The sequence below is a fragment of the Pseudomonas sp. B20(2017) genome (genome assembly GCF_002113125.1).
Lineage (GTDB): Bacteria > Pseudomonadota > Gammaproteobacteria > Pseudomonadales > Pseudomonadaceae > Aquipseudomonas.
The window spans coordinates 104876-129162 of sequence record NZ_NEJP01000006.1 but is presented as its reverse complement, the minus strand read 5'-3'; the positions used below and the strand labels follow the sequence as shown (position 1 = coordinate 129162).

Annotated in this window: 29 protein-coding genes; 18 read left to right on the top strand and 11 right to left on the bottom strand. The window is 60.0% G+C overall.

Annotated features, from left to right (window positions below; translation table 11 throughout):
* Positions 1–98 precede the first annotated feature (98 nt).
* The gene (locus CAF63_RS10790; RefSeq protein ID WP_085687768.1) at positions 99–620 is read left to right on the top strand and encodes a DUF3087 domain-containing protein; all 522 of its coding nucleotides are present in this window, start codon (positions 99–101) and stop codon (positions 618–620) included.
* Here the strand turns inward: CAF63_RS10790 and CAF63_RS10785 are convergent.
* Complete coding sequence (locus tag CAF63_RS10785; RefSeq protein WP_085687770.1) at positions 617–1003, bottom strand: DUF2784 domain-containing protein; 387 nt, start codon at positions 1001–1003, stop codon at positions 617–619. The two genes, CAF63_RS10790 and CAF63_RS10785, sit on opposite strands and share 4 nt — an antisense overlap.
* Positions 1004–1157: 154 nt before the next feature.
* On the opposite strand from CAF63_RS10785, the gene CAF63_RS10780 reads away from it, so the two are divergent.
* Genes CAF63_RS10780 through CAF63_RS28820 form a run of 3 tightly spaced genes read left to right on the top strand, consistent with a single transcriptional unit; the run spans position 1158 to position 2366 of the window.
* Positions 1158–1856 (top strand): AzlC family ABC transporter permease, encoded by a 699-nt coding sequence (locus CAF63_RS10780; protein ID WP_045121617.1) that lies wholly within the window; start codon positions 1158–1160, stop codon positions 1854–1856.
* Entirely contained in the window at positions 1856–2167 is a 312-nt protein-coding gene (locus CAF63_RS10775; protein ID WP_178081308.1) for an AzlD domain-containing protein, read from the top strand. Before CAF63_RS10780 ends, CAF63_RS10775 begins: the two co-directional genes overlap by 1 nt.
* Positions 2168–2216: 49 nt before the next feature.
* Entirely contained in the window at positions 2217–2366 is a 150-nt protein-coding gene (locus CAF63_RS28820; RefSeq protein WP_178081307.1) for a hypothetical protein, read from the top strand.
* Positions 2367–2411: 45 nt separating this feature from the next.
* Here the strand turns inward: CAF63_RS28820 and CAF63_RS10770 are convergent, their stop codons facing one another.
* The 4 genes from CAF63_RS10770 to CAF63_RS10755 all read right to left on the bottom strand — a co-directional run bounded on the left by CAF63_RS10770 (position 2412) and on the right by CAF63_RS10755 (position 5572).
* On the bottom strand, positions 2412–2684 hold the full coding sequence (locus CAF63_RS10770) for a hypothetical protein (RefSeq protein WP_085687775.1): 273 nt from the start codon (positions 2682–2684) through the stop codon (positions 2412–2414).
* 270 nt (positions 2685–2954) lie between these two features.
* Positions 2955–3635, bottom strand: coding sequence for an SOS response-associated peptidase (locus CAF63_RS10765; protein ID WP_085687777.1), 681 nt, complete (start codon positions 3633–3635; stop codon positions 2955–2957).
* A 49-nt stretch (positions 3636–3684) separates the two neighbouring features.
* Positions 3685–4524 carry an ABC transporter permease gene (locus tag CAF63_RS10760; RefSeq protein ID WP_085687779.1) on the bottom strand — a complete coding sequence of 280 codons (840 nt, stop codon included), beginning with the start codon at positions 4522–4524 and terminating at the stop codon, positions 3685–3687.
* A 61-nt stretch (positions 4525–4585) separates the two neighbouring features.
* Positions 4586–5572, bottom strand: a complete 987-nt coding sequence (locus CAF63_RS10755) for an aliphatic sulfonate ABC transporter substrate-binding protein (RefSeq protein ID WP_085687781.1) — start codon at positions 5570–5572, stop codon at positions 4586–4588.
* A 292-nt stretch (positions 5573–5864) separates the two neighbouring features.
* Between CAF63_RS10755 and CAF63_RS10750 the strand changes: the two genes are divergently transcribed.
* The 3 genes from CAF63_RS10750 (at position 5865) to CAF63_RS10740 (ending at position 8211) form a co-directional block, all read left to right on the top strand.
* Positions 5865–6812 (top strand): ABC transporter substrate-binding protein, encoded by a 948-nt coding sequence (locus tag CAF63_RS10750; protein WP_085687783.1) that lies wholly within the window; start codon positions 5865–5867, stop codon positions 6810–6812.
* Between the two features lie 134 nt (positions 6813–6946).
* Entirely contained in the window at positions 6947–7846 is a 900-nt protein-coding gene (locus CAF63_RS10745) for a polysaccharide deacetylase family protein (protein ID WP_085687785.1), read from the top strand.
* Positions 7847–7968: 122 nt separating this feature from the next.
* Positions 7969–8211, top strand: a complete 243-nt coding sequence (locus tag CAF63_RS10740) for a DUF1652 domain-containing protein (protein ID WP_085687787.1) — start codon at positions 7969–7971, stop codon at positions 8209–8211.
* A gap of 3 nt (positions 8212–8214) precedes the next feature.
* On the opposite strand, the gene CAF63_RS10735 is transcribed toward CAF63_RS10740, so the two are convergent.
* Positions 8215–8577, bottom strand: coding sequence for an NUDIX hydrolase (locus CAF63_RS10735; protein WP_085687789.1), 363 nt, complete (start codon positions 8575–8577; stop codon positions 8215–8217).
* A 197-nt stretch (positions 8578–8774) separates the two neighbouring features.
* Between CAF63_RS10735 and CAF63_RS10730 the strand changes: the two genes are divergently transcribed.
* Positions 8775–8963, top strand: a complete 189-nt coding sequence (locus CAF63_RS10730; RefSeq protein WP_007950503.1) for a hypothetical protein — start codon at positions 8775–8777, stop codon at positions 8961–8963.
* A gap of 59 nt (positions 8964–9022) precedes the next feature.
* On the opposite strand, the gene CAF63_RS10725 is transcribed toward CAF63_RS10730, so the two are convergent.
* A complete protein-coding gene (locus CAF63_RS10725; RefSeq protein WP_085687791.1) occupies positions 9023–9262 on the bottom strand; it encodes a hypothetical protein in 240 nt (79 codons plus the stop codon).
* A gap of 177 nt (positions 9263–9439) precedes the next feature.
* On the opposite strand from CAF63_RS10725, the gene CAF63_RS10720 reads away from it, so the two are divergent.
* A complete protein-coding gene (locus tag CAF63_RS10720) occupies positions 9440–9775 on the top strand; it encodes a hypothetical protein (RefSeq protein WP_085687793.1) in 336 nt (111 codons plus the stop codon).
* 63 nt (positions 9776–9838) lie between these two features.
* Here the strand turns inward: CAF63_RS10720 and CAF63_RS10715 are convergent, their stop codons facing one another.
* The gene (locus CAF63_RS10715; RefSeq protein WP_085687795.1) at positions 9839–10387 is read right to left on the bottom strand and encodes an Rrf2 family transcriptional regulator; all 549 of its coding nucleotides are present in this window, start codon (positions 10385–10387) and stop codon (positions 9839–9841) included.
* 335 nt (positions 10388–10722) lie between these two features.
* Here CAF63_RS10715 and CAF63_RS10710 point away from each other — a divergent pair, with 335 nt between their 5' ends.
* Positions 10723–11928, top strand: a complete 1206-nt coding sequence (locus CAF63_RS10710) for an NAD(P)/FAD-dependent oxidoreductase (protein WP_085687797.1) — start codon at positions 10723–10725, stop codon at positions 11926–11928.
* Here the strand turns inward: CAF63_RS10710 and CAF63_RS28375 are convergent, their stop codons facing one another.
* Complete coding sequence (locus CAF63_RS28375; protein ID WP_143492446.1) at positions 11929–12114, bottom strand: hypothetical protein; 186 nt, start codon at positions 12112–12114, stop codon at positions 11929–11931.
* A gap of 118 nt (positions 12115–12232) precedes the next feature.
* Here CAF63_RS28375 and fae point away from each other — a divergent pair, with 118 nt between their 5' ends.
* The 4 genes from fae (at position 12233) to CAF63_RS10690 (ending at position 16749) form a co-directional block, all read left to right on the top strand.
* Positions 12233–12745, top strand: a complete 513-nt coding sequence (gene fae, locus CAF63_RS10705) for a formaldehyde-activating enzyme (protein WP_085687829.1) — start codon at positions 12233–12235, stop codon at positions 12743–12745.
* A gap of 10 nt (positions 12746–12755) precedes the next feature.
* On the top strand, positions 12756–13790 hold the full coding sequence (locus tag CAF63_RS10700) for an aldo/keto reductase (RefSeq protein WP_085687799.1): 1035 nt from the start codon (positions 12756–12758) through the stop codon (positions 13788–13790).
* Entirely contained in the window at positions 13787–15220 is a 1434-nt protein-coding gene (locus CAF63_RS10695) for an NAD-dependent succinate-semialdehyde dehydrogenase (protein ID WP_085687801.1), read from the top strand. Before CAF63_RS10700 ends, CAF63_RS10695 begins: the two co-directional genes overlap by 4 nt.
* A gap of 164 nt (positions 15221–15384) precedes the next feature.
* Complete coding sequence (locus tag CAF63_RS10690; RefSeq protein WP_085687803.1) at positions 15385–16749, top strand: MFS transporter; 1365 nt, start codon at positions 15385–15387, stop codon at positions 16747–16749.
* A gap of 10 nt (positions 16750–16759) precedes the next feature.
* Here the strand turns inward: CAF63_RS10690 and CAF63_RS10685 are convergent, their stop codons facing one another.
* Both CAF63_RS10685 and CAF63_RS10680 read right to left on the bottom strand, forming a co-directional pair.
* Positions 16760–17635, bottom strand: coding sequence for a LysR substrate-binding domain-containing protein (locus CAF63_RS10685; protein WP_085687805.1), 876 nt, complete (start codon positions 17633–17635; stop codon positions 16760–16762).
* 202 nt (positions 17636–17837) lie between these two features.
* Positions 17838–19016, bottom strand: coding sequence for a hypothetical protein (locus tag CAF63_RS10680; protein WP_085687807.1), 1179 nt, complete (start codon positions 19014–19016; stop codon positions 17838–17840).
* Between the two features lie 185 nt (positions 19017–19201).
* On the opposite strand from CAF63_RS10680, the gene CAF63_RS10675 reads away from it, so the two are divergent.
* The 4 genes from CAF63_RS10675 to CAF63_RS10660 all read left to right on the top strand — a co-directional run bounded on the left by CAF63_RS10675 (position 19202) and on the right by CAF63_RS10660 (position 24287).
* Positions 19202–20134, top strand: a complete 933-nt coding sequence (locus tag CAF63_RS10675) for a LysR substrate-binding domain-containing protein (RefSeq protein WP_085687809.1) — start codon at positions 19202–19204, stop codon at positions 20132–20134.
* 107 nt (positions 20135–20241) lie between these two features.
* The gene (gene aldA / locus CAF63_RS10670) at positions 20242–21666 is read left to right on the top strand and encodes an aldehyde dehydrogenase (protein ID WP_085687831.1); all 1425 of its coding nucleotides are present in this window, start codon (positions 20242–20244) and stop codon (positions 21664–21666) included.
* 82 nt (positions 21667–21748) lie between these two features.
* Positions 21749–23068: a nitrate/nitrite transporter gene (locus tag CAF63_RS10665; protein WP_085687811.1), complete on the top strand. Its 1320-nt coding sequence runs from the start codon at positions 21749–21751 to the stop codon at positions 23066–23068.
* A gap of 1 nt (position 23069) precedes the next feature.
* A complete protein-coding gene (locus CAF63_RS10660) occupies positions 23070–24287 on the top strand; it encodes a mandelate racemase/muconate lactonizing enzyme family protein (RefSeq protein WP_085687813.1) in 1218 nt (405 codons plus the stop codon).

Genomic DNA, 24287 nt, shown 5'->3' with positions numbered 1-24287 from the left:
CGTTGAAAAGATGAAAAGGCGCTCCAGCATAGCTAAATCCGCCGCAGAGGCGATAATGCGCAGCCTCTTTTTAACTCAAGCCATGGAAGCCTGTCGCGATGTTCGAGATTCAACCGATCGATGCCATCACTTATCGCCAGCAGACCCGGCGCAGCACGCTGATCATCGCGGTGCTGTTTCTGGTGCTGGCGATGGCGTTTTCGACTGCGGCGGTGGCACTGTTCGGCGAGCCGGGCGGGGATAATCTGCGGTTCAATGTCGGCGGGGTGTTTGGCGCATTTCTGCTGACGGCGGTGTTGCTGCGCGGGCGTTTCTGGAATCAGACCTGGATGGCTCCGGCGGTGTACGGCTGGCGGCTCAAGCGCAGTTTGATGAGCGTCACCAACGTCATGCATCAGGTGACCGCGGCGGTGGAGAAGGGTGATCCGGTGGCGATGAAGGTGCTGCGTTTCTATCACCTGGGCCTGACCCAGATGCATGAACTGGACGGCAACTCCAGCGATCACGCGCAATTGCATCGGGAAGTCGAAGCGCACAAGGCGCGGATGAAGGCGCTCGGTCTGGACACCGATCAGACACGCCTCGATCCGGCCTGGCTGGAAACCCTGAAAGCTCGTTAAAACGGAATGCGCGCCGCGCGCCGCAGTTTCCAGCGGCGAATCAGGCGCGCGTACACCAGCAGGTTGACCACCAGCACTACGCTGCCCAGCAACAACTGAATCTGTGGCGTCAGCCCGGCCGGGTAGATGATCGGCCAGACGTAATGTTCGATGAAGCCACCGGCGTATTCGGTCTGTCCGGCAGCGTGTCGCATCAGGTTTTCCCAATAGGTCAGCGGACAGGTCAGGTGTAACACCTCGACCGCCACGCCCCAGGCCGCCGCCGGCAAATGCAGCCAGATCAGCCGCGCCCACTTGAGCACCAGCAGCCCGCCGAACAGCACGAACAGAATGAACGATAGGTGAAACAGCACCAGCCCGTCGGCGGCTATTCGATACAGCATGTCGTCTCTCTGACGCGTGTGTGAATGGTTGCCATGTTACGCCGGCAAACGACTGACCGAAGGAAGGATTTGCGCCAACTGCGCAAGATTGTTCAAGCCATGAAAGGGCGTTTGCTGGCAGAGTCCGGGTCTTGTCTCACGATTGAAGCGTGTTATGTCTGACTCATTAATGCCGCGCAGTGCCTTCCTTCGCGGCGCCGCGGCGATCATGCCGTTATCCCTGGCGACCGCGCCGTGGGGGCTGCTGGCCGGCTCCATGGCGATCGAAGCCAACCTCACGCCACTGCAAGGGCAAGGCTTGTCGAGCATCGTGTTCGCCGGCGCCGCGCAACTGGTGGCGATCGGCATGCTCAAGGGCGGCGCGGGGATTTTCTCGATTCTGCTGACGACCTTGCTGCTAACTTCGCAACATTTGCTCTACGGCATGAGCATGCGCCACGTGATTTCGCCGTTGCCGGGGCGCTGGCGAATCGGTCTGGGCTTTCTGCTCACCGATGAACTGTTCGCCCTGACCAGTCAGCACGACCGTCAGCAGTTCAATCGCTGGTATGCGTTGGGCGTCGGCCTGACGTTCTATATCGCCTGGAACCTCTTCACCCTGGCCGGCATCGTGCTCGGCAGCAGTATTCCGGGGCTTGAACACCTGGGGCTGGACTTCTCGATTGCCGCCACCTTCATCGCGCTGATTACCCCGGTGGTGCGCAATGTGCCGACGGTGGTCTGCGTGGCGGTGTCGCTGTTCTGCTCGGTGTTGTTCAGCTATTGGCAGTGGGGCTCGGCGCTGGTGCTGTCGGGACTGGCGGGAATGACCGCAGGGTTTATCTGCAACAAGCTGTATCGGGAGCGCACATGATGGTCTGGGCAGTGATTATCGGCATGGGGATTCTGGTGTTCCTCAACCGTTACGTGTTTCTCGAACCGCGCCTGCCGGTGCGTCTGAGCAGCAACGCGCGGCAATTTCTCGGTTTTGCCGTGCCGGGCATGTTGACCGCGATTTGCGGGCCGATTGTGTTCATGCCGGAGAAACAACTGAATCTGCAGTGGGACAATCCTTATTTGATCAGCTCGTTAGTGGCTGTAGGACTGGTGATTTATACCCGCAGCACGCTGATCAGCATGCTATTGAGCATGGCGTTCTTCTTTCTGTTGCGCTGGTGGCTTTAAGTTGCAGGTGTTCTACGCTTTAAGGATGAACTCAAAAAGCGAGGTGAACATGGCAACCGAGCAAAAACGTCCCGACGAAGATGAAGAAGAACCCAGCGAAGAAGAGATCGAGCGGGAGAAGCATAAAGAACAGACCTGGAAGCACGACGACAGCCGCGAACTGTCCGACCGTGATCAGGAACGCCCGCTGAAACCCTGAACGCCACAACGAAAAAGCCCCGCGATTGCGGGGCTTTTCGTTTCATCAAAGATCTTCCAGCTGCGTGAAATCGGGGTGGGAGGCCCGATAACCCAAGGTCTTGTCGATCCAGGCATTCAACTCGTTGACCATCACTGGCGGGTGGCAGGGATAGTTTTCGAGGGTGGCGCGCAGGATGCGGTCGATATCGGGTACGTCACGCAGGTTTCGAGTCTTTATGTAGTGGCCGATAAAACAGTCGAGTTGAAAGCGTTCTGTCGAGGACAGATGAATACACTCCAGGCCGCTGACCTGTTTGATTGCAAAATCGTCGCGCAACTTAGTTCTCTGCAAGGCTTGTAAAGTTTGTGGGGATATTCCTGGTTTTGCTGACTCTTTGGTCAACTGGTATGCCAACTGGAAATGCGGCGCGCATGCTATCCGTTGAGTTTGAAAATGTATGTATGACGATTGAAATGTCAGACAGGCGGTTAGTTCGCTCGAACGTGTGTTTCAAAATATCTGTCTCGTGGATGAAACACCGCTTGTAACGCAAAAGAATCACACCACGAGTTGCTGTTTTTGATAACGCACCATGGAAGAATTTATCTAAATGACTTTTTCAATCAGTTCTGCGCCCTGATTGCGGGAGTTACCCACTGCTTTGCTGACTTTGTGCCACTGAAACGTTTCACTGAGCTCCCCTTCAAACAGCAGCATTTGCTCGGCGCGTTCTGTGGGCGTGGCTGGATCGAGCCATTCTCGCGCGCGTTCGGCAGAGAATACGATCGGGCGACGGTCATGAATGTCGAGCATGCCTCCTTCACTGTCGGCGGTGATGATCACAAATCCGTCGTCGTCCCTGGCCTGATTATCAGGTGTAGGAAATTGTCCGATTGCTGCGCAGAAAACCGGTTGTCCGTCAGTCCGACGGATCAACCACGGTTGTCGGCTATTGTCCGGTGCGTCGACCCACTCGAACCAGTTGTCGACCGGAACGATCAATCGGCGTCGCCAGATCGCGCGAAAAAACGGGCTGTGAGCGACTTTTTCCAGTCGGGCATTGATCGGTGCAGCGCGGTCCGTGGCCCAGTGCGGGCGCCAGCCCCAGCGCAGATTGTCGGCGTAAATGCGTTCGTCGTGCTGGTGCAGGATTGCCAGCGACGTGGTGGGGGCGGCGTTGTAATGGCAAAGTGGGGCATCACCGACGTGATTGATCAACGCATCGGGAATGCTCAGCACCGCGACGAAATCGTGGATGCCCCGGTATTGCGACAGTCTTCCGCACATCGGCCGACCCTCCGGCAGCTGCCTGAAGATTTGAGCTTAGTTGCACGGTTCACTCCTTGCTGCCCTGACCGGTGAACGCGTCGCGCCAGACCAGCCAGCGACGCTCCAGCACCGCAAGCAAACCGTCGCTGAGTTTGCCGAGCAGCGCCAGGACGATAATCGCGGCCAGCACGATGTCCGGCCGCGAGGTTTCGCGACCGTCACTGAGCAAATAACCCAGCCCTTTGGTCGCCGCGATCAGTTCGGCCGCCACAAGAAACATCCATGACAGACTCATGCCGCTGCGCAACCCCGTGAACAGGCCGGGCAGGGCCGCAGGTAACAGAATACGTCGCACCAGTTGCAACGCACTGAAGCCGTAGATATGCCCGACTTCCACCAGTTTGCGGTCGATGTTGCGGATCGCCGCGACCACGTTGACGTACACCGGGAAGAACGCGCCGATGGCGATCAGGACAATTTTCGAGGTCTCGTCGATCCCCAGCCACAGCAGCAACAGCGGCACCCAGGCCAGGCTGGGAATCGAACGCAGCGCGGCGAAGGTCGGTTCCAGATAAGCCTCGGCTTCGCGGCTCAGACCGACCCACGCGGCAAACACCAGCGCCAGACTCGCGCCGATGGCAAACCCCAGCAGCACGCGAATCAGGCTGGCGCCGATGTGCTTCCACAAGGCGCCTTCGGCCAAATCGGTAAGGGTCAGGGCGATCTCGCTTGGCGCGGGTATCTGGTAGGACGGCAGCCAGCCGATGCGTACGATAAATTCCAGTGCGATCACGATCAGCAATGGCAGGGTCAGGCCTTTGAGGCGCCGACGCCAGAGCGGATTCAGCAGTAGGAGTTTTCGCCGTGGTGCCGACAAGGCGATGCGGGCGGGCAAGTCGTTGCTCATGGGCAGGTCTCCGCTCACGACAAATCCGCGACGGGCGCGGAGTTGTTGTGAGCCTGATCGGTTACTGGGCGGTGGCGACTTGCTGGAAACCGGTGTCGATCAATTGATCGATAACCTGATCGACATTCACCCCACGGCGTACCAGTTCTTCGGAGACCAGAATCGGCGCGGCGGCTTTCGAGGCCAGCACGTCCTTGGCGGTCAGTTGCGGGCTGCTCAGATCGGTGCGCGACAGTTGCAGCTTGGCCACGTCCAGTGGCAGGCCGGATTCGCTGGCGAGCAATTTTGCCAATTCGTCCGGGTTCTTCACCGACCATTCGCGGGCCTGCTCATAGGCCTTGATCACGGTGTCGATGGTTTGCGGGTGCTCCTTTGCGTATTGCTCGGTGACGCTGACCACGCCGTAGCTGTTGAAGTCGCGATTGCGGTACAGCAGGCGCGAACCGGCCTGCACCTGACTGGCGGCCATGTGCGGATCGAGGCCGGCCCAGGCGTCGACATCGCCTTTCTCCAGCGCGGTGCGGCCGTCCGGGTGTTGCAAGTGCACCAGTTCCACGTCGTCCTTTTTCAGCCCGGCCTGTTGCAGGGTGCGCAGGGTGAACAGGTACGGATCGGTGCCCTTGGTGGCGGCGATTTTCTTGCCCTTGAGGTCGGCGACGGACTGGATCGGCGAGTCCTTGCGCACCACCAGCGCAGTCCACTCGGCGCGGCTGTAGACGTAGACCGATTTGATCGGGCTGCCATTGGCGCGGCTGAGCACGGCAGCGAGGCTGGCCGACGAGGCGAAGTCCACGCCGCCGCTGTTGAGGTATTCCAGCGAACGGTTGCTGCCCTGGCTCAACACCCAGCTGACTTTGCTCTGGGGCAGGGCTTTCTCCAGGTAGCCCAGGTGTTTGAGCGCCAGGCTGACCGGCGAGTAATAGGCGTAATCCAGATGCACCTCGGCCGGCGGTGCTTCGGCGGCGTGGGTGAGCGGTTGCAGACTCAGGGCTACTGCGCAGGCCGCGAGCAGCGTTTTGACGCGGGAAAAGGGTAAGAGGGATTTCATGGGCACGCTCCGGCACGGCAACAGGTTCTTATGTCCAAAAGATATTTTTATCGAATGCTTCCTGCATGAATGGAATATTGCAGGCTCTGTGCCATGTGCGCCCTGTCCCGTATTTACGGGGGCTGACGCCGGTTTTGCAGGTTGGAAGTGTTGCAGGGAAAACACTGTGACGCGCCACTGTTGCTCGGCCAACAGTGAGGCGGGAAGGTGCTGAGCTTATGCGCAAATCGAATTTCAAACTCGATTTGTAAGAGCGTTATGGTCTATAAAAATCCTATCTGCAGGACTCGCCATGAAGCTCTCACGTTTCCTACGCGCCGCGTTGACCAGCGCACTGTTTGCCACGCCATTGACCTACGCTGCCGAACCTTTGGTCCTGCACGTCGGCGACCAGAATTACTACAACATCCGCGCGTCCATAGAGGCGTCCGGCGTACTGAAGGACGCGCCTTACACGGTTGACTGGAAACACTTCCAGGCCGCCGCGCCATTGGCCGAGGCGTTGCAGACCGGTTCACTGGATCTGGGTTTTCTGGGGGATTCGGGATTTCTGTTTCTGGCCGCCAAGCAGGCGCCGGTGAAGTTGATCGGTGTTTCGCGGCAGAACCCGGACACCATCGCCCTGTTGGTGCCCAAGGATTCTCCGGTGAAAACCATCGAGGACCTGAAGGGCAAAAAAGTCGCCTATTGGCCAGGTGCCTGGAGTCAGCAATTGACCTTGCGGGCGCTGGAGCAGGGCGGTTTGCCGGATAATTACGTCGACTTCGTCAAGCTGATGCCGATTGATGCGGCGGCGGCGCTACCGCAAGGCAGCATCGACGCGTTCCCGGTCTGGGAACCTTACATTTCCCAGCAGATCGTTTTCTCCGGTGCACGACCGATTCTCACCGCAAAAAACCTGATGCCGGGCTTGAGCGCCATCGCCGCATCCGCGCCTTCCATCGACAGCAAGCGTGAAGCGATCGCCGATTTTCTCGGGCGCCTGAAGCAGGCCCGGGCCTGGGTCGACAGCCACACCGACGAATACGCTGACTTGTGGGCGAAGAAAGCCAACCTCGATCAGCAAGTCTCGCGACACTGGTTACGCCAGGCGCACATGACGATCGGCCCGGTGGATCAGCAGGCCGCCGCCGATCTGCAAAGCACCGCCGACTTCCTGTTCAAGGTCAAGGCTCTGCCGGCACCGCTGGCCACGGCAGGGATCATCGACAGCTCGTTTCAACAGGCATTGGCACGCTGAGCGAGCGCCGGAACCAAACCCTGTGTATCTTTATCCAACCTCGGCCCATCTCGATGGGTCGCAGGGAGGCAGCAGCGGCGAAGGAGTTTTGCCAATCGACAACATGACCGCAACGGTCGGGCTCAAGGCAAAACATGACACAGTGGTTCAAGCTTTTCTGCGCGATGGCGGTGGCCGTCGGGTTGGCCGGGTGCATCGCCGCTCCCATCGAAATGACCGCGCAGACCGAGACCCGGCTCAAGGCCCAAGCGCCTGTACGGTTTCTGTTGACCTTCGATGACGGCCCCAGCGCCTCCAGCTTTTTCAACCCCACCGATACCGTGCTCGACAGCCTAAAGGAAAACCCGCTGCAACCGGGGATCAAAGCGGTGTTTTTCGTCCAGACCCGCGCACCGCGAGCGGGCAACAGCGAGATCGGCCGGCGAGTCATGCGCCGCGAGCACGCTGAGGGGCACATTCTGGGCTTTCACACCGCCACCCATTGGCACACCAATCATCGATTGCTCGACCCGGATGAGCTCGAAACCTCATTGACCAACGGCTCGGCGGACATCGCGGCGATTACCGGCGAGCCGCCAACGTTGCTGCGCCCGCCGTTCTGGAACTACGACAAACGCACCTTCGCCGCCTATCAGCAGCACTACATGCAGGTGTTGCTGACCGACCTGAGCGCCAACGATGGCAAGATCTGGGGCTTCAACGCCAGCCCCCGGCGGCGGGCGAACATGCTGCGTCAATTGTCGGAAGTCCGGGAACGGATTGCCCTTGGCGAATTGCCAACAGTGGACGGGGTAATTCCGGTGGTGGTGACCTTCCACGATCTCAATCGCTACACCGCCCGTCACGCCCGCGAGTACCTGCAGATTCTGCTTGATAGCGCCGCCGCCACCGGTGTGCGACTGGCAGACAAACCGTTCTATGACGATCGCGCGGCGCTGGAAAAAGCCGCGCTGGCGCGTACGGTGGGCGAGTCGTCTAAACCGGTAAATCTGCCGGGCATCTGGAACTGGATCTGGGATCACAACGCCCATTGAGAGCGGCGATTTGAAGATGTGAAGCGGTTGGCAAATTTTGCAGCGGGCGGCGGGAGCAATGCGGTAAAAGCTCATCTATGCTCAACGGGTCGCCCAAGCCAGCGCCTGTGAGGCGTGCCCCCATGATTGCCATTGCCGACATTTGCCGCATCGTCGAATCCGGCTTTTCGCCGTTGTATTGCGATTGCACCGAAACGGCGCAGGGGCTCTTGCAGATCAAGGTTTACGAACCCGGCAGCGGGCGTGTTGACCTGTTGCTCAATGGAGTTTCTCCGGAGCATCTGGTCACCATTCGTGACATCTCCAATTTCATTGGTGAGCTGCGCACGGAAATGAATGCCGGGCGCCGGGCGTTCGCCGGCTGAGGGTCAAAGGCGTCGCTGAAAGGCGCGGACAATGCTCAGCGTGGCGTCACTGACGTTCAGATTCTGCACTGCATCCAGCGGATGCCAGAGGCAGTCGACGATTTCATTCAGCGGGCGCACCTGGTCAATATTCAGCACCGACGCCTCGTACACATGGTGGCGGGTGCTGCCGGTTTGTAATTCCATCAGATAAAGCATGTCATCGCTGTCCAGCCCGGTTTCTTCCTGGAGCTCACGGGCGGCGGCTTGCGCGCGGGTTTCGCCCGGTTCGACGGTGCCCCCCGGAAGCGTCCAGCGGCACTTGGGTTTGCGCACCAGGAGAATGTGTCGATCCTGCTCGCAGATGACGGTGGCTCGTACTTTCATGTGTTACCCGATTGCCGTTTGTCATAAAACTGTCATGAATTAGCAATATTTGGGCCGCTGCCGGTTTAGAGCTTCTGAGTGCCTGGAGGGCGAAAAAGTGCCGGAGAGTTGACGCGGCCTCGGTGCGACGTCCGGTCGGCACCGCAGTGCGTTGCGGGTGTAAGGTGGAAAGGTTCGTTAGAAGACAGGAGGTGCCTATGAGCATGGCGATGCTGAATAAAATGCATATGAATGGCTACGACGTACTCAGCGTCAACAACGGCCCGTGGCGGGTCTGCACGCAGGGTGACCGGCTCGCTTCGTTTGCCAGTCGCGAGGAAGCGCTGGCGTACGCCGCCGCGCTGCCGGGGTACAAAAGCCGCGCACGCGGTCGTAAGGCAGACTGAAGGTCTGTGAAGAAAAAGCCCCGGTTGTCCGGGGCTTTTTGCTGTGGGCAGGGTGATGCTCAGTGGACTTTGGTTCGGCTGATGGCGCGCGCTTTCACTTCCCGGGCGTAAAGTTGCAGGCGTTCTTCATCGCTTTGCAGCACCTCGCAGGATCTGAGCACCGCCTGGGCATCCGCTTCGTTGCCCGATTTGCGTAGCTGATCGGCGATGCGCTTGAGATCGACTGCCGACCATCTCAGGTCCGATGCAACGCTTTGCAGGTCACGCTGAAGTTCGTGTTCGTATTCATTGAGCCGCATGATCACCTCCGGAACATTCTCGGTAAAACAGAGTAGCTGCATTTTTCCGGAGCGGGTCAAGGGGCTTCTGTCAGTGAGCTGAATGGCCCGGTTTTCGGGGAATACAGGCAGAGCGCTACGATGGATGTCCGAACAGTTACAGGGTACATTCGCGTTTTTTCAGATGAAGGAATCACCATGCGGATGTTGATCGGGGGGCTGCTTCTGGCAGTGTTGTCCGGTTGTTCATTGCCGACCTCGCTGGTGCCGGGCGAACCGAACGTGAGCAAGATCAGTGGCAAGGCTCCCAAAGACTACGCCGCCTGCGTGTTGCCGCTATGGCAGCAGGATGTCCCGAAAACCTCACAGATGGGGATTTCCAACGGCTACCGCATCACTGCGCCGAGTATCGTGACCGCCGACGAGATTCTGGATATCGTGAAATGGAAGGATGGCAGTCGTGTGTCGTTGTATCAGGGGCCACCATGGGCCAAGTCGGGATCGTTGCGCAAAGCGGTGCGAGATTGCTTGTGATGTTGAAATGAAAAAAGCAGAAACCGTTTATCGGTTTCTGCTTTTTTTGCCTGCTGATCGAGTTCAGTCCGAGATGTCGGTGAGTGGAATGCCGGCGCCACCAGTTTTCTTTTCCCGGCGATCCTGCATCCAGTCTTCCACCTGGCTGTTGAACCCTGCCGGTGCCTTGCGCCCGACCTTTCTGGCGATGTCGAGAATGGTCTGCTGGGCGAGGGCTTCCTCCATGCGCTTTTGCGCGGTCATCATCGCGGCGTGAATCGAGCAGATGCCGTCCAGCGCCCAGTCCGGCGGTGAACCGTCGAACAGTGCGCAACGTCCGCGTATCTCCCGGCACTCGAAAATGTTCTTGCGACCATCGATGGCATTGACGATGTCGAGCAGAGTGATTTCGTCTGCCGGACGCGCCAGGGTGAAGCCGCCGCGCACGCCGCCGGTGGATTCCACCAGTTTGCCTTTGGCCAGTTTGGTGAAGATCTTCGCCAGATAATCCAGCGGCACCCCTTGCAGCTCTGCCAGATCGCGCACGCTGGCTTCACGACTGTCACCTCCGCTGCCTACCAGAAAGGCCAGGCAGTGAATGCCGTACTCGACCCCCGCACTGTAAAGCGACATAACTATCTCCGACTGTATTTGTCGCCGATGCTATCAGGTTTTTGTGGAAAACAAATAGAGAGCATCCTAGATGATTGGCCATCAGGATCCCGGTTTTCTTGGTTTTTAGCTAAATCAATGAGTTGTGGAGGGTGGGTGGACTCGGTTTAAGCTATCGAAGTTTTCGATGCTAATCATCACAAAATCTGACTTGTCGGAATTAAAGGCGACCAATACAGTCGCCGTTATCCGGTGAGCAGCCTTTCGCGTTCTTGAAAAATACAGACGTGTCCGCTCCCGATGATGTGAATCCTTCAACCTCATTCAGTGACTTGGCTTCGTGCCTGGAGAGAACAATGAAACAGCACATTCTGGTAATCGGCGCAGGTTTCGGTGGCATGTGGACGGCGTTGAGCGCCACGCGTCTGGTTGATATTCACAATCGGGACAACATCGACGTGACCGTACTGGCGCCGCAGGCCGAGCTGCGCGTTCGTCCGCGTTTCTACGAGCCGAATGCCCACACGCTGGCGGCGCCGCTGGGCGATCTGTTCGACGTAGTCGGCGTCAACTTCATCAAAGGCGCGGCGAACACCATCGACGTACAGGCGAAAACCGTGGGCTACACCGACGCAGCCGGTGCGCAACAGGTGTTCAATTACGACAAACTGGTGCTGGCCTCCGGCAGCGGCCTGGCCCTGACGGACACCCCGGGCGTTGCGCAATACGCGTTTGACGTCGACCAGATCGAAGCCGCCATCCGCCTGGAAAACCACCTGAAATCCTTGATCGACCAGCCTGAAAGCCAGGCACGCAACACCGTGGTGGTCGCCGGCGGTGGTTTCACCGGTATCGAAACCGCCACTGAAATGCCGGCGCGTCTGCGGGCCGTGCTGGGCGACGAAGCCAACGTTCAAGTGATCATCGTTGACCGTGCGCAGAAAGTTGGCGCTTCGATGGGCGAAGCCATCAGCGTGTCGATTGCCGAAGCGAGCGAAGAACTGGGCGTTGAATGGCGACTGGGTGTGTCGGTGCTGTCGGTCGATGAAAATGGCGTGACCCTGTCGGACGGCCAGCGCATCGAGGCAAAAACCGTGGTATGGACCACCGGTGTGCGCGCCAGCTCCCTGACCGAACAGATTCCTGCCGAGCGTGATCGTCAGGGCCGTCTGCACGTTGATGCCAACCTCAAAGTCATCGGCCAGGACGACATCTTCGCCACCGGCGACGTGGCTTATGCCGCCACTGACGATATCGGCAACTTCGCCCTGATGACCTGCCAGCACGCGATTTCCCTCGGTCGTCACGCCGGCAACAACGTCGCGGCGCAGATTCTGGGTGTCGACCCGACGCCGTACAGCCAGCCGAAATACGTGACCTGCCTCGACCTCGGCGCCTGGGGCGCGGTGTACACCGAAGGCTGGGATCGTCAGGTGAAACTGGTCAAGGAGGAGGGCAAGTCGCTCAAGACCCAGATCAACACCCAGTGGATCTACCCACCAGCGGCTGACCGTGCCATTGCGCTGGCGGCTGCGGATCCGATGATTCCTATCGTCGCGTAATCAGAGCCGTTCAAAAATCCCGCTTTCGAGCGGGATTTTTTTCGCCTGCCCTTTTTTACCTGCATAAAGGCTATGACTAAAAGTCATTGCCCCATGATTTTTAATGGTTACGGCCGGCCCGATCCCCGGTGTTAAAAAATCGCAAACACAGCTCATCAATAACAACCAGAGAGCGTTTGCAGCCATGTCCCGATTGTCCCTTCGCGTCTCCCCTCGTCCGTTATTGATCCCGTTGGCCATCCGGCCCGCGTGAGCTGTCGATCGCCCCAAAAAAATCCCTCTGCATCGCAAAGAGTAATGAATGATGAAAGAACTCGACCTGTACATCGGTGAAGGTTTCGAAGGCCCGGGCGTGAACGCCGCGCACATCAATATCCTTATCGGCCCGCGCAACGGTCCGGCAGGGCAGGCGTTCGCCAACAGTCTGGCGTCGCCGAGCCAGGGCCATTGCCCGTTCATGGTGATCGCCCAGCCGAACATCCCGGTCAAGCCGATGACCTTGTACGTCAACAAGGCTGCGATCAGCAGCGACCTGCACGGTAACGCGACGTGGGGTGCATCTCAGGCGGGTATCGCCAAGGCAGTGCTCGAAGCACTGCTCGACGGCACGCTGCCGTCGGAAGCCGAAGACGAGTGGGCGATCGTCACCGCCAACTGGGTCAACCCGGCGTGCGATGACCTCGATGCGGTCTACCTGAACAATTACAACGCCTGCCGCACCGCGATCCGCGCCGCCCTGACCGGCAAGCCGGAAACCGCGCAGCTCAAGGATGTGGTCAACCACATCAGCAACCCTTTCTACACGCCGAAAGCCTGAGGTCCGCGCCATGCAATACATCTGTTTGGGCAACTCCGGCCTGCAAGTTTCCCGCCTGTGCCTGGGCACCATGAACATGGGCACTCCGGACTGGAAGCCGTGGATCTTCAATGAAAAACAAAGCGAGCCGATCGTCGCTCACGCGCTGAACAACGGCGTGAATTTCATCGACCTGGCGGACTTCTATTCCGCCGGTGTCGGCGAAGAAGTGGTGGGGCGCATCGTCAAGCGTCTGGCTCGTCGTGAAGACCTGGTGATCACCACTAAAGTCGGCTACGGCACCCGCAACGGCATCAACGCCAGCGGCCATTCGCGCAAGCACATCATGGATAGCATCGATGCCTCGCTGAAGCGTCTGGACATGGATTATGTCGACGTGTTCATGCTGCATTACTTCGACGTGAACACCCCGGTCGAGGAAACCATGGGCGCGCTGAACGACATCGTGCGTTCCGGCAAGGCGCGTTACATCGGCGTGTCGACCATGCTCACCGGGCAACTGGCGAAAATCCTCATGGCCTGCGAGCGCAACGGTTGGGTCAAGCCGATCAACATGCAGCTGCAACTGAACTGCGCCTACCGCGAAGAAGAGCGCGAGATGATTCCGTTCTGCCGCGATCAGGGCATCGGCGTCTCGGTGTTCAGTCCATTGGCCCGTGGCCTGTTGACCGGTGACGTGCAATCGACCCGCAACCAGACCGACTTCTTCACCCAGCAGATGTACAGCGACGAAGCCTCGTTCGAGATCGCCCATTCGGTACAACGCGTGGCCCGTGCCCGTGGCGTGTCGAACGCGCAGATCGCCCAAGCCTGGGTCGCCAATCATCCGGGTGTGGACTGCATGCTGGTCGGGGCCGACACCACTGCGCAGTTCGACAGCGCACTGGCGGCGCTGGAAACCAAACTCGATGCGGAAGAGCTGCACGAACTGGAACGCAACTACACCCCGTGCGACGTGATCAACGATTACACCGCCGGCAAACGCATCCTGCGCACGGCGCGTCCGGGACTGGAACGCTTCACGTTGCAGGGGGCGGTGGCATGAGCGAATTGATCCGTCACGGCAACTTTATCGACGGTCAGTGGGGCCAGGGTGGCGCCACTTATCCGGTGCGCAACCCTGCCAACGGTGAGTTGATCGCCGACGTGCAAAAGGCCGGCGCCGAGGAAACCAACCTCGCCATCGAGGCCGCCAATCGTGCCTTGCCGGCCTGGCGCAAACTCACGGCCAAGGAGCGCAGCCAGCGCCTGAAACGCTGGAGCGATCTGATGCTCGCCAACCAGCAGGACCTGGCGACCTTGCTCAGCCGCGAACAGGGTAAACCGCTAGCCGAAGCCAAGGGCGAAGTGGTCTATGCCGCGAGTTTTCTCGAGTGGTTCGGTGAAGAAGCCAAGCGTGCCTACGGTGATGTGATCCCGAGCCACAAGGCCGATGCGCGGATCATCGTGACCAAGGAAGCCATCGGCGTGGTCGCCGCGATCACCCCTTGGAACTTCCCGCTGGCGATGGTCACCCGCAAGGTCGGCCCGGCGCTGGCGGCGGGTTGCACGATGATTCTCAAGCCGTCGGAAGAAACCCCGTTGTCGGCATTCGCCCTGGCAGTTCTGGCCGAGCAAGCCGGGATTCCGGCCGGTGTGTTCAACATCGTCTCCGGCGACGCGGTGGCCATCGGCGGTGCGCTGCAAGCGTCCAGCGTGGTGCGCAAGCTGTCGTTCACCGGCTCGACCCGCACCGGCAAACTGCTAATGCGCCAGGCCGCTGACACCCTGAAAAAGGTTTCGCTGGAACTGGGCGGCAACGCGCCGTTCATTGTCTTCGACGACGCCGACATCGATGCGGCCGTCAAAGGCGCGATGGCCTCGAAATTCCGCAACACCGGGCAGACCTGCGTGTGCGTCAACCGCTTCTTCATTCAGGACGGCGTCTACGAAGCCTTCACCGGCAAACTCGCCGAAGCCGTGGCGGCCATGCGCGTGGGCAGTGCGCTGGACGGTGACACCGAGCAGGGTCCGCTGATCAACGCCGCTGCGCTGGCCAAAGTCGAAGCCCACGTCAGCGATGCGCTGGAGAAAGACGCCACGCTGTTGTGCGGCGGTCGTCGTCATGCGCTGGGCGGCACGTTCTACGAACCGACCATCCTCACTGAAGCCAACGGCGACATGCTCATCGCCCAGGACGAAACCTTCGGCCCGGTGGCCGCGTGCTTCCGTTTCAAGGACGAAGCCGAGGTGCTGGCGCGGGCCAACGACACGCCGTTCGGTCTGTCGGCGTACTTCTACAGCCGCGACATCGGCCGCGTCTGGCGCATGGCCGAAGGGCTGGAAGCCGGGATGGTCGGCATCAACGAAGGGATCATCTCCACGGAGGTGGCACCGTTCGGTGGCATCAAGGAATCGGGCCTTGGGCGTGAAGGTTCGAAGTACGGTCTGGATGACTATCTGGAGATCAAATACCTGTTGATAGGCGGCCTCTGAACCTTCACTGAAATCTCCATGTGGGAGCGGGCTTGCTCGCGAAAGCGGTGGATCAGCTGGAGCAAATGTTGACTGACACACCGCCTTCGCGAGCAAGCCCGCTCCCACAAAAAACCAGCAAGAGCTTTCCGTTTCTCCGTCAATAACAACAATTGGAGACGAACATGTCCGCTCAACCCGTAAAGATCGATGACCTGCCCATCGGGCGCTTCCACATCAAGATCGCCGGCCTGACCTTCGGCGCGCACTTCACCGACGGCTATATCCTTGGCCTGATCGGCATCGCATTCACCTTGCTCAGCCCGCAGATGCAGCTCGACGCGTTCTGGCAGGGCCTGATCGGCGCGTCGGCGCTGATCGGTCTGTTTCTCGGCAGTCTGTTTTTCGGCTGGATCTCGGACAAGGTCGGCCGGCAGAAAATTTTCCTGGTCAGTTTTGTGCTGATCACGCTCGCTTCGGTGATGCAGTTCTACGTCGAAACCGCCATGAGTCTGTTCCTCTGCCGGGTGCTGATCGGCATCGGTCTGGGCGGGGATTTCAGTGTCGGTCACGCGATGCTCGCCGAATTCGCACCGAAGAAACATCGTGGCGTGTTGCTGGGTTCGTTCAGCGTGATCTGGACCTTCGGCTACGTCGCAGCGACCTTCGTCGGCACCGCCATGCTCAGCCTCGGTGATGACGCCTGGCGCTGGATGCTGGCGTCGTCGGCGATCCCGGCGGCGTTGATTCTGATCGCCCGGATCGGCACGCCGGAATCTCCACGCTGGCTGGTCAATCAGGGCCGGGTGGCGGAAGCCCGTGCCATCGTCAAAAAGCATCTGGGCGACAACGTCGAGCTGGATGAAACCCGCTCCAGCGAAACCCGTTCGGGCTATGCGGTGCTGTTCAGCCGCGAATACCGCAAGCGCACGGCGTTCAACTGCCTGTTCTTCGTCTGCATCGTCATGCCGTACTTCGCCATCTACACCTTCCTGCCGTCGATCCTGCAGAAGATGGGCCTTGCCGAAGGCTTCGGCACCGAGCTGATGCTCAACATGCTGCTGATCCTCGGCGCGTTGATCGGCATCTGGTGCACGATCAAATTCACCCGACGCGGATTCCTGATCAACTCGTTCATCATTCTGGCGGTGGCGTTGTTTCTGTTGGCGGTGTTGCCGGGCAGCGCGGCGTGGCTGATGGTGCTGGTGTTCGGCGTGTTCACGCTGGTGCTGTCGGCGGTGAGCAATCTGGTGGGCGTGTTCCCGGCGGAGAGCTTCCCGACGGAAGTGCGGGCCAGCGGGATTGGCCTGGCGACGGCGGTCAGTCGTCTGGGTTCGGCGGTCAGTACGTTCCTGTTGCCGGTGAGTGTGGCGGGGATCGGGTTGAGCCCGACCATGGGGATTCTTGCGGCGATTCTGGGGATTGGTGCGTTGCTGTCGTGGGCGTGGGCGCCGGAGACCAAGTCGCTGACATTGAGTCAGGCGTGCAAGGCGCAGAGTCCGGTGGAGGTTGGAGTGGGGCCGGTCGGCAAAGTCGCGACCCCCGTCTGATGAGTGCAGGTCAGGGGTTGCTGACAACCCCTAGCCACTCGGTAAACAGCCTCACCTTCGACAGCCCCTGTTTGTCATTCGCCACATCCAGCCAATACCCATAAGGGCCGATCACCTCAATCGGGGTGATCGGCAGCAGGCTGCCGTTGGCCAGTTCTTTTTCGATCATCTGCCGGTCGATCACCGCCAGACCGCCACCGGCGAGGGCGGTGTGGATCACCTGATCCAGGGTGCTGAATTCCAGTCCTTGCCCGGCATCGATGTCGTCCCGGCCCATGGCCGCCAGCCAGTTTTCCCAGACCTTCAAGCGCTTGCCGTCGTGCAGGATATGCAGCAGCGGGAACTGCTTCAGATCCGGCGGTTGATCGCCGTTGAACAGTTCCGGGCTGGCCACCGCGATGTGCCGTTCCATCACCAACAACTGGCTGACGCAGTGGGGCGCCGCCGCGAGGCCGAAGCGGATGTGGCAATCGACTTCCGTGAGGCTGTCATGACCGATCTGGTTGGTCACGCTGAGGTTGATGTCCGGGTAGCGCTGGCAGAACGCGCGCAGGTGTGGCGACAGCCAGCGGGTGGCCCAGGTCGGCGGTGCGAGCACTTTCAAGCGTTGGCGCAGATTGGGCACGCGCACTGCTTGCAGGGAGCGTTCGATGTGGTCGAAGGCTTCGGCCAGATGCGGGGAGAGATTGCTGCCGGCTTCGGTCAGCGACAGCCCTTGAGGCGTGCGCACGAACAGCGCCACGCCAAGGTAGTCTTCAAGCTGTTTGATCTGGCGACTGACCGCACCCTGGGTGACGTTCAGCCCGATGGCGGCCTGGCTGAAACTGCGATGACGGGCGACTTCTTCGAACACGCGCAGGGTGTTGAGCGAGGGCAGTTGACGCATGGAGACGGTACTCCGGATCGGGCGGTTTATTGTTGTTTTGAGTGGGGCCTATCTGACTATCGGTGATGGGCGGATGCAAGTGTTGTTTGAGCAGACGCATTCGCGAGCAAGCTCGCTCCCACAAGTTCTGTGTACGACACAAATCCACTGTGGGAGCGAGCTTGCTCGCGAAAGCAATTTGAAGGGCGAAAACGAAGCTGGATCAGAAGTAGTAACCGGCGTTCACATACAACTGGTTCTCCCACTGATCCAGCCCGCCCGCGCCAAGGCTCTGGGTGTAGCTGCTGCCCCCGATGTACGGATCGTTTTTGCCGAACAACCACTCTGTGGCCACCCACAATTTACTCACGGAAAACGAGGTGCCGAGGATCATCCGCTCGGAGGTTTTGAAGCCACTGGCAGACTTGTCGAAGGCGCTGTAGTTGGCGTACAGCTTGATCCCGCTGACCTGATCGAACAGGTATTTGCCGCCGACGTCATAACTCAGGTCGGCCACGTACAGATTGCCGCGACTGGCCACGTTGTAAGTGCCGTCGTAACCGCCGAGGGTCACCAGTTCATCGGTGCCGGCGTTGCGTGGCGACATCTGCTGCCGCGCCGCCTGTAGCTGCACGCCCCACGGACCGTTCTTGCCCAGGTAATGCACGGCTACGGCGTTGCGTCGGCCGTCATTGTCGGTGTCTTTGTTTTCGAGGGTCGAGGTCAGGCCGGAGATCCCTACTTCGGACTTCCACGACCCCAGATCCAGCGACCTGGCCACGCGCAGCACCACGGTGTTGCGTTCCTGGTTGTCACTGCCGTCGGCCACGTAACTGTCGGCGCCCGATACGGCGCTGGAGTAGGTCACACCTTTGCTGGTGCCTTTGCCCTGCCAGGCCGGACGCAGGTAATAACCGGCCTGAACGTTCCAGTCGCCGCTTTGCTGGATGTACTTGGCGCCGACCTGTTGCACGTCTTCCAGACCGATGACGTTGCCCAGGGTTTCGTAAAACGTGCTGCCGAAGTACGGCTGCAAGCCGAACGGCACGGTGTTCAGACCGACCTGTACTTGCTGGTCCGGGTTGAACTTGTAGCCGACCCACGCAAACTTGGCGAAACGGATATCGCCGTAGTTCTTGGTGTACTGGTACGGGTAGGAGCGGCCGTAAAAGCGGTACTGCGCTTCACCGATCCACGAGTCGGAGTTGTACTTGGCGCTGAGGAACACCGTGTCGAGGCCGAACTTCTGAATGTCGCGATCCGGGTCCACGTCCCAACGGGCACGAATGGCGCCGCCAAGGTCGAGATTGTCGGTGACCTGGACCGCCATGGCCGGTGCGGCAATGCTGCAGAACAGAGCGATGGAGGTGGTGCGCAGGCGCAAAGATGCAGGGAAGGGCATGGAGCGGCTCTCGATTGTTTTTATTAGAGATGCCGCGCAGTTTTGCCATCCGTCTGCTGTAGAACAAACGATAAAAACGGTGGGGAAACCTGCATCGAATGCATGTTACTCGGAAAATCCTGTAGGACAATTCGCCCGCATCGTGGGATGCTTTGCACCTTGCCAGTGGTTTTCGAGTGCCTTGTATGAAACGCAAAATGCCCGGCCTGAATGCACTCAAAGCATTCGAAGTGGCCGGCAGCACCGGCAGCTTCACCCGCGCCGCCGAGTTGCTCAACGTCACCCAGAGCGCGGTCAGCCGTCAGGTACGGCAGCTGGAAGAACAGCTCGGCGAGAGCCTGCTGGAGCGTCGCCATCACCATCTCGAACTGACCGGTGCCGGCAAGATTCTGCTGCGGGCGCTGCATCAGTCGTTCGACAAGATCGAACTGACCGTGCGCAGCATCCAGCAGAAAACCCACGCCAATCGCCTGCACATCAACGCGCCGCCCACCTTCACCAGCCGCTGGTTGATGCCGCGCCTGGGGCGCCTGCGCGAGCAGCATCCGGAGCTGGAACTGAGCATCACCACCCGCTTGCAGGACAGCCTCGCGGAAACCAGCACCCTCGATTGCGCGATCCGTTTTGGCGACGGCGAGTGGGACGGGCTCGACAGTTCGCTGCTGATTCAGGAGCGGCACATCGCCGTCTGCGCGCCGACCCTGTATGCGCGGGAGGGCGGCGATCAGGGCATCGACCTCAATCGCCTGACCCTGCTGCATGTGCTGGCCCGCGAAGATCAGCGCTACCTGACCTGGAAACACTGGCTCGATGCGGCGCGCATCAGCGGTGTCGATACCCAGGGCGGTTATGAATTCGACTTGCTGGACCTGGCGATTCAGGCGGCGGTCGATGGCCTGGGGATCACCATTGCCGACTGGCACATGGTCGCCTCCGAGCTGGCCAGCGGGCAGTTGACTCAGGTGCACAACGTGCATGTGGAAGGGCACCAGTCCTACTGGCTGGTGACCCGCCCGGAGCAGACGCAGATGCCGCAATTGCAGGCGTTCAGTCAGTGGTTGCAGGAAGAGATCTGGCTGGCGCAGCGCCAACTTGAGCCGTCAACCGCGATTTCCTGAGTAACGTGCCTTTTTCGAATGTTTGATCGCCGGATAAATCGTTTGTTGAACTTGCTGTCGATGACAAGACTGGCGGCATCGATAAAAACAAACGATGGGCGATGCACATGCGAGTCGAGCGAAATTTTGTTAACGGCCACTTCATCGAGCCGGCCAGCGCGGCGCTGATCGCGGTCTACAACCCGGCCACCGAAGCGTTGATCGGCCAGGTGTCGGCCGCTACTGCCGAAGAGGCCACGGCGGCAGTCGATGCCGCCGCCAAGGCGCAAAAGACCTGGGGCAAACTCACCAGCATCGAACGCGCCGAGCACCTGCGAGCGTTTGCAGCGGCCCTTGAAGATCGCGCCGAAGCCATCGGCGCTGCACTGGCCGCCGAGTCCGGGAAAAGCCTGAGCGACGCCAGCAACGAAGCCCGTTATGCCGCGCAGATCACCCGTTACCACGCCGAATGGGCACGTCGTATCGAAGGCGAGATCATTCCCAGCGACAGCCCCGACGAAAACCTGTTTCTGCACCGCGAGCCGATTGGCGTCGTCGCGTGCCTGATTCCGTTCAACTACCCGGTCTACACCCTGCTGCGCAAAATCGCTCCGGCGCTGATTGCCGGCAACACCGTGGTCGTGCGTCCGAGCAATAACACCCCGACCTCGGCATTCGAAATCGCCAAAGCCGTGGAGCAATCGGGCATGCCGGCTGGTGTGATCAACATCCTGACCATGGATCACGCCACCGCTGCAGCCGTTTGCACCCATAAAGCCGTGGGCCTGATTACCCTGACCGGCAGCGTCAACGCCGGGCGTATCGTCCTCGATTACTGCAAGGCCAACATCGCCAAGCCGTCGCTGGAACTGGGCGGCAAGACTCCGGCAATCATCGAGGCCGATGCCGATCTTGAAGCGGCCGCGAGCGCAATCATCGCCTCCAAAACCACTCACTGCGGCCAGTTGTGCACGGCGGTGGAGCGGGTCTATGTGCAGGAAAGCGTCTACGACCGTTTCCTTGCATTGCTCAAAGCGAAGATCGCCGCCGTGAAGTTCGGCGACCGCGCCACAGACGCGAGCCTGATGGGCCCGCTGGTCAACGCCAGTTCGCAGAAAAACATCCACGCCATGGTCGAGCGCGCGATTGCCGACGGCGCCGTCCTCGAAAGCGGCGGTGTGCTGCCCGAAGGCCCGGGGCATTTCTACCCGCCAACGCTGCTCAGCAGTTGCCGCCAGGGCATGGAAATCGTCCAGGAAGAAATCTTCGGCCCGGTCCTGCCGGTGCTCAAGTACCGCGACATCGACGAAGCGCTGGCCATGGCCAACGACCACCAGTTCGGCCTGTCGTCGGTGCTTTACACCGAGAACTACCGTACCGCGCAGAAAGTCGCCAACGCCATCGAGGCCGGCGAGTTGTACGTCAATCGCACCCCGGCCGATCCATATCAGGGCTATCACGCCGGCTGGAAACGTTCGGGCCTGGGCGGCGATGACGGCAAGCACGGCATGCTCGAATTCACCCAGACCCGACTCGTGGTCATGAAGTACTGATCTACCGCAACACGCCTCACGCTACACCTATAAAAACAATTATCAGGGGCGCCCGGAGCACGGGTCGCCCGAGGTCACTTCAATGTCCAAGCATGCATCCTCTGCTGCCGCTGTTCAGGGTTCCGATTCGGCTTCGAAAAGCCAGAGCGACAAGGGAAGTCGCTATTTCCAACTGATGTTGCTGGTGCTCGCCGCCGGTGCGATCTATCCGATTCTGTACCTGCGTCAGGTCTACCAGACCACCATGCTCGAGGTGTTCCAGATCAGCCACAGCGAGTTGGGTTATCTGTACTCGATGCTGGGGACGATTTTCCTGCTCAGCTACTTGCCGAGCGGCTGGCTGGCCGACCGTATCGCGCCGCGTTTCCTGATTTTCTTCTCGTTGGTGGCCACCGGCGTGCTGGGCTTGTGGTACTCGACCGCGCCGTCGATGACCGGGCTGATGATCATCTTCGGTTGCTGGGGGCTGACCACCGGCCTGACGTTCTGGGCCTCGGTGCTCAAGCGCGTAAAGATGATTGCTCATCACACCGAGCAGGGCCGTTTCTTCGGCATCCTTGATGGTGGTCGCGGACTGGTCGAAGCGCTGTTGGCAACGGTTGCGCTGGGGCTGTTCGCCTATGCCACTGAAACCCGTGGCGAGTCCACCGCCGAAGGTTTCAAGCACGTGGTTTACCTCTACGCCTTCACCTGTATCGCCATCGGCTGTGTGCTGGTGCTGATCAAGGACCCGAAGTCGATGGAGGACACGCCGCCGGTGGAGAAGGGCAAGTTCAACCTGTTCACGGATCTGGCAACGTTGGTGAAGATCCCTGAACTGTGGCTGGTCACCGCGATCGTGTTCTGCGGTTATCACATCTTCTGGGCCACCTACAGCTTCTCGGACTACCTGCAAGGCAGCGGCCTGACCGCCGTGATGGCCGGCACCATCACCACCATCAAACTGTGGATGCGCCCGATCGGTGGCATCGGCGGTGGCTGGCTGGGGGACAAGTTTTCGAATATCTCGGTGCTGATCGTCGCGCTGTTGCTGGCGAGTCTGGCGATTGTCGGCCTGATCGTATTCCCGGCGCTCAACAGCATGGGGCTGCTGATCGCGACAGTGATTTTCATCGGCCTGATGACCTACGCGATTCGCGGTCTGTACTGGGCGATCCTCGACAGCTGCAACATTCCGCTGCGCATCACCGGACTGGCCATCGGCATCGTCTCCGTGGTCGGTTACATGCCGGACGCGTTTATCCCGCTGATCAACGGCTACCTCACTGAGCATTTCCCCGGCGCCCTGGGTTACAAGCTCTATTTCGGCTACATCGCCGCTATCGGTCTGATCGGCACCCTGGCTGCCGTGACCCTGCGTGCCCGGATCAATCGCAAATCTTTGAACAAGACAGGTGCCTGAGATGAAAATCGTCGCCCTTGAAACCCATATCGTTGCCGTACCGCCACCGCACATCGGCGGCATGTACTGGCTGTTCGTCAAGCTCAAGACCGACTGCGGCATCGAAGGCGTCGGCGAGATCTACGCCGCGACCTTCGGCCCCAAAGCCATGCTGCCGATCATCGAAGACGTGTTCGAACGCTACATGCTGAATCAGGACCCGCACCACATCGAGCGCTTCTTCCGTCAGGCCTATTCGAGCGGATTCACCCAACGTCCCGACCTGACCATGATGGGCGTGGTCAGCGGTCTGGAAATGGCTTGCTGGGACATCATCGGCAAGGCCGCGAACAAACCGGTCTACGAATTGCTCGGCGGCAAGGTCCACGAACGCCTGCGTTCCTACACCTATCTGTACCCGGTCAACAGCCGTGGCGAGTACGACTACGACGACCCGGACCTCGCGGCCGAGTGCGCGATTAAAAACATGAACAAAGGCTTCACCGCCGTGAAGTTCGACCCGGCCGGGCCTTACACCGCGTACTCCGGGCACCAGATCTCGCTGGAAGTGCTGGAGCGCTGCGAAACCTTCTGCCGCAAAATCCGCGAAGCGGTGGGCAACAAGTGCGACCTGCTGTTCGGCACCCACGGGCAAATGGTGCCGTCCTCGGCGATTCGCCTGGCCAAACGCCTGGAGAAGTACGATCCGCTGTGGTTCGAAGAGCCGGTGCCACCGGGACAGGAAGAGGCCATGGCGCAAGTCGCGGCCAAGACCAGCATTCCGATTGCCACTGGCGAGCGCCTGACCACCAAGTACGAGTTCTTCAAGCTGTTGCAGGCCGGCGGCGCGTCGATTCTGCAGATGAACGTGGCGCGCTGCGGCGGCCTGCTCGAAGGCAAGAAGATCGCCAGTATGGCCGAAGCCTATTACGCGCAAATCGCCCCGCATCTGTACAACGGTCCGATCGGTGCAGCGGCAAGTTTCCAGCTTGCGGCCTGCACGCCGAACTTCCTGATCCAGGAAAGCATCGAGACCTGGGGCGGCTTCCATGCCGAGGTCCTGAAAAAGCCGTTGCAGTGGGAGGACGGTTACATCATCCCGTCCACCGAGCCGGGCCTGGGCGTGGAGCTGAACATGGACGTGGTGCGCAAGCATTCGCCGTACTCCGGTGAGCGCCTGCACCTGCAAATGGCCCCGACTCCGGCCGACGTCAAAGACACATCGCCGGCCAAGGGCTGA

Excerpts from the sequence above, each read along its gene's own strand:
- CAF63_RS10680 (WP_085687807.1), bottom strand. The coding sequence starts at position 19,016 with ATGCCCTTCCCTGCATCTTTGCGCCTGCGCACCACCTCCATCGCTCTG.
- CAF63_RS10785 (WP_085687770.1), bottom strand. The coding sequence starts at position 1,003 with ATGCTGTATCGAATAGCCGCCGACGGGCTGGTGCTGTTTCACCTATCG.
- CAF63_RS10690 (WP_085687803.1), top strand. The coding sequence starts at position 15,385 with ATGTCCGCTCAACCCGTAAAGATCGATGACCTGCCCATCGGGCGCTTC.
- CAF63_RS10715 (WP_085687795.1), bottom strand. The coding sequence starts at position 10,387 with ATGTCGCTTTACAGTGCGGGGGTCGAGTACGGCATTCACTGCCTGGCC.
- aldA (WP_085687831.1), top strand. The coding sequence starts at position 20,242 with ATGCGAGTCGAGCGAAATTTTGTTAACGGCCACTTCATCGAGCCGGCC.
- CAF63_RS10755 (WP_085687781.1), bottom strand. The coding sequence starts at position 5,572 with ATGAAATCCCTCTTACCCTTTTCCCGCGTCAAAACGCTGCTCGCGGCC.
- fae (WP_085687829.1), top strand. The coding sequence starts at position 12,233 with ATGAAAGAACTCGACCTGTACATCGGTGAAGGTTTCGAAGGCCCGGGC.
- CAF63_RS10685 (WP_085687805.1), bottom strand. The coding sequence starts at position 17,635 with ATGCGTCAACTGCCCTCGCTCAACACCCTGCGCGTGTTCGAAGAAGTC.
- CAF63_RS10780 (WP_045121617.1), top strand. The coding sequence starts at position 1,158 with ATGTCTGACTCATTAATGCCGCGCAGTGCCTTCCTTCGCGGCGCCGCG.
- CAF63_RS10675 (WP_085687809.1), top strand. The coding sequence starts at position 19,202 with ATGAAACGCAAAATGCCCGGCCTGAATGCACTCAAAGCATTCGAAGTG.
- CAF63_RS10750 (WP_085687783.1), top strand. The coding sequence starts at position 5,865 with ATGAAGCTCTCACGTTTCCTACGCGCCGCGTTGACCAGCGCACTGTTT.
- CAF63_RS28820 (WP_178081307.1), top strand. The coding sequence starts at position 2,217 with ATGGCAACCGAGCAAAAACGTCCCGACGAAGATGAAGAAGAACCCAGC.
- CAF63_RS10765 (WP_085687777.1), bottom strand. The coding sequence starts at position 3,635 with ATGTGCGGAAGACTGTCGCAATACCGGGGCATCCACGATTTCGTCGCG.
- CAF63_RS10790 (WP_085687768.1), top strand. The coding sequence starts at position 99 with ATGTTCGAGATTCAACCGATCGATGCCATCACTTATCGCCAGCAGACC.
- CAF63_RS10695 (WP_085687801.1), top strand. The coding sequence starts at position 13,787 with ATGAGCGAATTGATCCGTCACGGCAACTTTATCGACGGTCAGTGGGGC.
- CAF63_RS10745 (WP_085687785.1), top strand. The coding sequence starts at position 6,947 with ATGACACAGTGGTTCAAGCTTTTCTGCGCGATGGCGGTGGCCGTCGGG.
- CAF63_RS10775 (WP_178081308.1), top strand. The coding sequence starts at position 1,856 with ATGGTCTGGGCAGTGATTATCGGCATGGGGATTCTGGTGTTCCTCAAC.
- CAF63_RS10725 (WP_085687791.1), bottom strand. The coding sequence starts at position 9,262 with ATGCGGCTCAATGAATACGAACACGAACTTCAGCGTGACCTGCAAAGC.
- CAF63_RS10720 (WP_085687793.1), top strand. The coding sequence starts at position 9,440 with ATGCGGATGTTGATCGGGGGGCTGCTTCTGGCAGTGTTGTCCGGTTGT.
- CAF63_RS28375 (WP_143492446.1), bottom strand. The coding sequence starts at position 12,114 with ATGGCTGCAAACGCTCTCTGGTTGTTATTGATGAGCTGTGTTTGCGAT.
- CAF63_RS10760 (WP_085687779.1), bottom strand. The coding sequence starts at position 4,524 with ATGAGCAACGACTTGCCCGCCCGCATCGCCTTGTCGGCACCACGGCGA.
- CAF63_RS10740 (WP_085687787.1), top strand. The coding sequence starts at position 7,969 with ATGATTGCCATTGCCGACATTTGCCGCATCGTCGAATCCGGCTTTTCG.
- CAF63_RS10735 (WP_085687789.1), bottom strand. The coding sequence starts at position 8,577 with ATGAAAGTACGAGCCACCGTCATCTGCGAGCAGGATCGACACATTCTC.
- CAF63_RS10700 (WP_085687799.1), top strand. The coding sequence starts at position 12,756 with ATGCAATACATCTGTTTGGGCAACTCCGGCCTGCAAGTTTCCCGCCTG.
- CAF63_RS10660 (WP_085687813.1), top strand. The coding sequence starts at position 23,070 with ATGAAAATCGTCGCCCTTGAAACCCATATCGTTGCCGTACCGCCACCG.
- CAF63_RS10665 (WP_085687811.1), top strand. The coding sequence starts at position 21,749 with ATGTCCAAGCATGCATCCTCTGCTGCCGCTGTTCAGGGTTCCGATTCG.
- CAF63_RS10730 (WP_007950503.1), top strand. The coding sequence starts at position 8,775 with ATGAGCATGGCGATGCTGAATAAAATGCATATGAATGGCTACGACGTA.
- CAF63_RS10710 (WP_085687797.1), top strand. The coding sequence starts at position 10,723 with ATGAAACAGCACATTCTGGTAATCGGCGCAGGTTTCGGTGGCATGTGG.